This is a genomic window from Azospirillum sp. B4 (assembly GCF_000333275.1).
GTDB lineage: Bacteria > Pseudomonadota > Alphaproteobacteria > Azospirillales > Azospirillaceae > Nitrospirillum.
In genome coordinates, this window is sequence record NZ_BACU01000583.1 from 1 (window position 1) to 4,767 (window position 4,767).

Sequence of the window (4,767 nt, forward strand, 5' to 3'; positions counted from 1 at the left end):
CCCGTCAAACGCCTTGAAATAGGCAACTACCGCCGCCGCGCCTGCGCGTTGGCCCGCCGCCATAACCCCCGACTTAGTAACCTTGACTCTGGCGCCCGATATTCCCGTAAAGGTCTTCCCCTCATATTGTTCAAGCACAGAGGCAAGCGCCACCTCCTGATATGCGAGCAGGGTGGATATAGCTCCCTCCTGCGCCTCCTCACTATTGAGGAAATCATTGTCGCTGGAGAGGTGGAACGCCTTCGCGAAATCCGTCCGTCCCCAACCCTTGATTCCCCAGCCTCGCTTTAATTCCAGACCGATAAGGACACTGCTGCGCAGCATGTAACGGCCCATGCTGGGATCATCAAAACGAGATTGGTCGGGATCATTGGCCGCATCCACAGCCTTCCTTTTGGCGCCATAGCCTGGAGAAGGCGTCACGAAAACGACGACGCCGATCAATACCACGGTAAGCAGCCTTGCGAGGCAATTTTGCATTTACATCCGCCCCCATTTCCAAAAGGTGGGAACTTTTACAGCTATATCCGCTGATTACGGCCATCAGCGTCCTGATATCAATCTCCATAGGGTATATTCTGAAACAAACGCAACCGTGTCTCGACCCACTTATCGTGCTCCGTCAGATTCTTCCCCCTGGTGTCCGCTCCGTTGAATTTTCTGAGATAACTCCTGAGGCGAACAATTCCCGCCCGATGCGCGGCGGCGACAAGACCGGATTTCGTTATCGTTATTTTCTCCCCCAAATGTCCGATAAACGTCTTTCCAGAGTATTCCTTGTCCAGCTCACGGACATGGTGTTCCAATTCCTTTCTATAGACATCGATTGCGGATTCTTGCGCATCTTCGCTGTTCAAGAAATCATCATCATTCCTTATTTTATTCGCTCTCCCGAAATCTGTATCCCATTCATTGTCGTGCCGCCCAGATTTCAGGCCAAGACGAACTAAACTACTCTCCAGAATTTGATAACGCCCCAGGGCGTTGTCGTCGCCAATGTCCGGATTCTTCTTATCGGTGTTAGGGTTATGCTTAAAAGCCCGGTAGCCGAAAGAATCCTGGCGCCCCTTTTCGGACTCTTCCGCCGATGCGAGGCCGGCGAGAAATTCGGGGCCCCGATGCTGTTCCCATAGACGCTGCCACTGCCTCACTGGCGCGACCGTGGATACGGCGGCGCGGGCGGCCAGTGGACGGGATAATCCGCCATTTTCCTCATCAGGGGTGACCAGAAAGCGCGGCCCTGAAGCGACGTTCATGCCGGAATTGCCCTCCACAGCCCAACGTCCATGGTCGTCCCTCGGTTGATCGGGTCTGTATTTGGTCAGGGCAACGCCTGCCACCTTCATCAAGGCGTCCGAGCTCATCCCCTCATCCAGGAGAACTTCCGCCAGGAACAAGCGCCGGGCGGCGCCCGGGTCGGGCAGGGCGCCCAGGCCAGCGTGGGCCAGGTGGATCGCCGCCTGCACCGGCTCCCCCGCCGCCAGGGCGCGGCCGGCGGCCTGGACCTTGGCCAGGATGCGGTGGGCTTGATCCACCGTGTGCCGGCGATCATAGGCGATGGAGAGCAGAGCCAGCAGGCGGCCGGCGTCGATCTGCAACGCCTGCGGCGCCCAGGTATCATTGGCCCGCTTGGCCAGCACGGTGCCGGCGCCCAACACCAGGCCGGCCGGGGTTAGAACAGGGTACGGGTTCAGGCCCTGGCGGCGGCGGTCGCGCCAGGCAGCGGCCACGGCGGGATGATCGGTCGCCGTATCGGAGGACGGGGGCGGGGTCATGCGGAGTCTCCTCTGGCCCGGGATCAATCGCGGGGCAGGCGATAGTGGTCGGCCAACGCGTCCAGCGCGGCGGTCAGGGCCCCCCACCCCAGGGGCCAGTCACCCCCCTGCCAGCCGGCCTCGAAGCGGCGGGGCATGATCTCGTCGGCGCACAGTCCTTCCACCAAAGTCAGGGCCAGTACGCCGTGCGGGCCGCTGGTCTGGATGAGGGCGCGGGTCTCGGCCATGCGTTCCCCCGTACGGGCCCAGCGGTCCGGATCCACATCCGGGCGCCCGATGCCCGTGCCGGATTCGGGCACATAGGCATGGGGCTTGGGCGCCTCCGCCAACGAAAGCCAGGCGCGCCACAGGCCACCCACCGCCTGGCCGGCATCGTGCTGGCGCTGGGTCAGGCGGCCCCGCAGCAGAAGCTGGCCCAAGGGCTGGCCCACGCGTTGGTCCAGCAGTTGATCTGTCGGCACCGGCGCCACGGCGCCCAGCAGATCCGCCCGGCGCTCCAACGTCTTGGACAGGACGGCGGGGTCGGAGGGCTGCACCAGTTGACCGCAGGCATGGCGGGCGCCGGACTTGCGCGGGCGGCCGGCACGGCGGCGCGGCGGCGCCTTGCGGGCGGGGATAGTGGCGGCGGCGGAAGAAGGGATGGGCGTGGTCATTCCGTAGGCGTCCTTTTGCCGTAGAGGGTGGTGGCGATGGCTTCCACCGCCAGGCGATCGAATTCGTTGGGCAAATCGTCAGGCCGGATCATGGCCACGCCGCGCTTGTGCCAGGCGGCGATGGCCATGGACTTCAGGTCATCGGGCGTGGATGGCGTCCGCCCCACCCTGCCCGACAGGCTGGTGGTGACGGGCACAGCCGCGCCACCGGGCGCGGACACGAATGGGGCAGCACCCCGGGAACGGGGGGACATGGGGCTTCCTTTCCTTTTCTGGGTCGTACGACCGACGGGCCGCACAAGCCCCTGGTCATGCCGCCAAGAGTAGGGTAAATTTCCCCCAGAAGCTAGGGTATAATTCCCCCGAGACGGTGGCATCGCCCCAGGGTAAATTTCTCCACATGACCAGTGCCGCACCATCCATCCCCAACGCCCCCGCGCCCAGCCCCCTGGCTGAGCGGCTGGGGCGGCGTCTGACGACGTTGGGCCTGGGATACGCGGAATTCGAACGGACGGCCGGCCTCAACGAAGGCACCATCAAGGGCATCATGTACGGCAAGTCCGCCTCGCCCCGCGCCGACACCATCTATAAGATCGCCCGTGGTTTGGGATGCCGAATCGAGGATCTGATCGGCGAAAGCCGCCTGGACGACGACTCGGACAACAGCCGCATGGCCACCCCCACGCAGCCGCCCTATCAGGGGGAGGCGCCCCCGGCCTTGCCGGACCATGCTGTGTTGGACGCGGTGCTGGACAAGGTGCGCGCCGCCTACCGCCAGGGCGACCTGGATCTGGCGGCCCAGCTGACACGCCTGTTCCAGCTGGACCTGGAAAAGCTGAAGATCGAGCGCGAGATCGGCCGCCGCTGAGACGACACCGCCTCGCCAGCCGCTGCCAGCGTCCATTGCGGATAATGCGCATATCAGCATGACGCCCACCCCAGGCAGGCCGCCAGGTCACGGCTAAGCAGCAGGTCCGCTGGCACCTCTCCCTCGTCGGCACCCGCGTTGGCGTCCACCGGCAAGGTGTCCACCAGATACAGTCGTGCGCGCAAGGCCGGCTGCCTGCCGCCCGTGCCGGCCGATGCCTCCAGCGCGATCCAGGCGTCGGCGGCAATGGCCACGCCACCGGCCACCTGATGCAGGGCGGATACCATGTCCACCTGGCGATGGTGGGCCAGGGTCAACAAGGTCCAGGGCCAGGTATCGGTCACCGCCGCCACCACCGGCACGCCGCCCACCAAGACCCTTTGCCGTCCTGGAGACGGGGCCTTGGACTCACCGGGATAATCCTCCCCGGCCAGGGGCAAGCGCCGTTGCACCGTGCGACCCGACATTCCACTCCTCTGATCCGCGATGGGTTCCACAATGGGCCGATGCCATGGCTATGGGCCGGCAGCAATGCGCGGCTTCGGCCCCAACTCTCCGTAAAATCAATATCCTATGGATAAATTCACAAGCCAAACTCCCGGTTAACGTGCGTCGCCGGCCGAAATTCACCCTGCGCCACACGGTCGATATGTTCCCTATACGTTCTCATTTAGAGCGGGAACGGTCAAGCGGTCGCCACTAAGGCTCCCGGGAATGAGGATGAGGGTGTTTACCTCCATATGGGGATTATTCTTCCGAATTCCCTTGACGGGGTATTTTTCTCCTGGCAGGGTAATCCTCACCGGCCGGCGCTTTCCCCCATCGGCGCGACCGGCGATGGCGACCCGCCCCTGCCCCTCCCCGGCGGGTCGCCCCTTCCCCGGGGTGAGCAGGCGCCAATCGGCCGCCGCCACCCCGGGGTTCCTTTCCGAAAATGACAGGAGCCTCGCCCATGCCGCCGTCCCCGCCCGCCCCCGTCTCCGCGACGGCCACCCCGCCGCACCCCACCGTACCCGCGTTGGCGGCACAGGTGCCGGCACTGGCCCGCCTGGCGGCCCACGCCGCGCTCAGCGTCCGCCTGGCCAGCCACCGCCTGAAACAGGGCCAGGGCCGAGCGGCGCTGGAGGAATTGTCGGAAACGGCCGAGCCGGCGCTGGAGCAGACGCTGGAGAGCGTGGGCCGATTGGAAGCGGCGTTACAGACCTATGGCCAGTTCGGGGAGGCGGACCTGCGCCCCGCCGCCACCTTGCGCGTGCGCATGGAAGCCGCAGCCAGCCTGCTGCGCCAAGCCGACGTGCTGGCGCGCGCCGGCATGGCGGAAGAGGCGGGCGACAGCCGGGAGGCCGCCCTGTGGACGCTGGAGCGTGGCCTGGTGTTGGTGCCACCCTTCAGCCCGCTGCCGTCCCTGGCGGTGGAGGTTCCCATACGCGCCCTGCCGCCCGCCTATCCAGCCTAGAGCGGGATGCNATCA

The 4,767-nt window shown here is 65.1% G+C and carries 7 protein-coding genes; 2 read left to right on the forward strand and 5 right to left on the reverse strand.

From position 1 onward, the window contains the following. From I55_RS26295 to I55_RS26310, 4 genes are all read right to left on the reverse strand, one after another. On the reverse strand, positions 1–480 hold a 480-nt coding region (locus I55_RS26295), incomplete at its 3' end, for a hypothetical protein (RefSeq protein ID WP_199902732.1). A gap of 77 nt (positions 481–557) precedes the next feature. Next, positions 558–1,775 (reverse strand): hypothetical protein, encoded by a 1,218-nt coding sequence (locus tag I55_RS26300; protein ID WP_044563692.1) that lies wholly within the window; start codon positions 1,773–1,775, stop codon positions 558–560. 23 nt (positions 1,776–1,798) lie between these two features. Continuing rightward, positions 1,799–2,428 carry a hypothetical protein gene (locus I55_RS26305; protein WP_044563693.1) on the reverse strand — a complete coding sequence of 210 codons (630 nt, stop codon included), beginning with the start codon at positions 2,426–2,428 and terminating at the stop codon, positions 1,799–1,801. Beyond that, complete coding sequence (locus tag I55_RS26310) at positions 2,425–2,682, reverse strand: hypothetical protein (RefSeq protein WP_044563694.1); 258 nt, start codon at positions 2,680–2,682, stop codon at positions 2,425–2,427. The genes I55_RS26305 and I55_RS26310 overlap by 4 nt, the downstream gene beginning before the upstream one ends. 146 nt (positions 2,683–2,828) lie before the next feature. On the opposite strand from I55_RS26310, the gene I55_RS26315 reads away from it, so the two are divergent. Continuing rightward, positions 2,829–3,296, forward strand: coding sequence for a helix-turn-helix transcriptional regulator (locus I55_RS26315; RefSeq protein WP_044563695.1), 468 nt, complete (start codon positions 2,829–2,831; stop codon positions 3,294–3,296). Positions 3,297–3,349: 53 nt separating this feature from the next. On the opposite strand, the gene I55_RS26320 is transcribed toward I55_RS26315, so the two are convergent. Next, positions 3,350–3,763: a hypothetical protein gene (locus I55_RS26320; protein ID WP_148293972.1), complete on the reverse strand. Its 414-nt coding sequence runs from the start codon at positions 3,761–3,763 to the stop codon at positions 3,350–3,352. A 485-nt stretch (positions 3,764–4,248) separates the two neighbouring features. Here I55_RS26320 and I55_RS26325 point away from each other — a divergent pair, with 485 nt between their 5' ends. Then, complete coding sequence (locus tag I55_RS26325) at positions 4,249–4,752, forward strand: hypothetical protein (protein WP_044563697.1); 504 nt, start codon at positions 4,249–4,251, stop codon at positions 4,750–4,752. Positions 4,753–4,767: the final 15 nt, after the last annotated feature.

Coding starts and splice junctions, on each gene's coding strand:
- I55_RS26300 (WP_044563692.1), bottom strand. CDS start 1,775: ATGACCCCGCCCCCGTCCTCCGATACGGCGACCGATCATCCCGCCGTG.
- I55_RS26305 (WP_044563693.1), bottom strand. CDS start 2,428: ATGACCACGCCCATCCCTTCTTCCGCCGCCGCCACTATCCCCGCCCGC.
- I55_RS26310 (WP_044563694.1), bottom strand. CDS start 2,682: ATGTCCCCCCGTTCCCGGGGTGCTGCCCCATTCGTGTCCGCGCCCGGT.
- I55_RS26315 (WP_044563695.1), top strand. CDS start 2,829: ATGACCAGTGCCGCACCATCCATCCCCAACGCCCCCGCGCCCAGCCCC.
- I55_RS26320 (WP_148293972.1), bottom strand. CDS start 3,763: ATGTCGGGTCGCACGGTGCAACGGCGCTTGCCCCTGGCCGGGGAGGAT.
- I55_RS26325 (WP_044563697.1), top strand. CDS start 4,249: ATGCCGCCGTCCCCGCCCGCCCCCGTCTCCGCGACGGCCACCCCGCCG.